We start from the raw sequence: 939 nt of genomic DNA, 5'->3' as shown, positions 1-939 counted from the left end.
CTAGGTCCTGTTTTTTGAAAGGTCTGCGGGGCGGGCTGGTCTTCGGTAATCCTTGGGATTCATGGTCCGACGCCATGAACTCACCGACGCCGAGTGGGACCTGCTCGCCCCGCTCATGCCCGCCCACCCCCGCAAAGGCAAGCGGTGGGCCGACCACCGCCGCGTCATCAACGCCATCCTCTTCCGGACCAGAACCGGCATCCCCTGGCGCGACCTGCCCGAACGCTACGGCCCCTGGGAAACCGCCGCCGGACGCCACCGCCGCTGGTCCCTGGACGGAACCTGGGACCAGATCGCCGAGCGGCTGCGTATCGACGCCGCCACCGGCCGGCCCCTCGACGTCAGCATCGACTCCACCCTGGTGCGCGCCCACCACCACGCCGCCGGAGCGGCGAAAAAGGGGACGCGGTCCGGGAGGAATGGGACGGATCCGAAGCGCTGGGCCGGTCCCGGGGCGGGCTGACCACCAAGATCCACCTGCTCGCCGACTCCCGCCGCCGCCCCCTTGCCATCGCCACCAGCCCCGGCCAGCGCGGCGACACGTTGATGTTCGCGCCGCTGATGGGCGCGCTGCGCCTGCCCCGCACCCGGGGCCGGCCCCGCACCCGCCCCGACCGCCTGCTGGGCGACAAGGCCTACTCCTCGGCCGCGATCCGCGCCCGTCTGCGGGCGCGCGGCATCAAGGCGACCATCGCCCAGCCCGCCGACCAGCGGGCCAACCGGCGCAGGCGCGGATCACGGGGCGGCAGGCCGCCGGCCTTCGACCGCCAGGCCTACCGGGGCCGCAACACCGTCGAGCGCGCGATCAACCTGCTCAAGCAGAACAGGGCGGTCGCGACCAGGTACGACAAGAGGGCCGCGGTCTATGACGGAACCGTCCAACTCGCCTCCATCCGCATCTGGCTGCGCGACCTCACCCGTTCAAAAAACACTGCCTAG

General features: G+C 71.7%; 1 protein-coding gene. It reads left to right on the top strand.

Going from position 1 to position 939, the window contains the following annotated elements; all coding sequences use genetic code 11:
- The first annotated feature begins 61 nt into the window (after positions 1 to 61).
- Positions 62 to 939, top strand: a protein-coding gene (locus tag LG943_RS27650) for an IS5 family transposase (RefSeq protein ID WP_408648668.1) whose coding sequence is annotated in 2 segments (ribosomal slippage) — positions 62 to 430 and positions 433 to 939 — 876 coding nt in all. Because the reading frame shifts where the segments join, the coding sequence is not laid out codon by codon here.

Source organism: Streptomonospora mangrovi, assembly GCF_027604915.1.
GTDB classification, from domain to species: domain Bacteria; phylum Actinomycetota; class Actinomycetes; order Streptosporangiales; family Streptosporangiaceae; genus Streptomonospora; species Streptomonospora mangrovi.
This window is presented reverse-complemented; position numbering and strand designations above follow the sequence as displayed.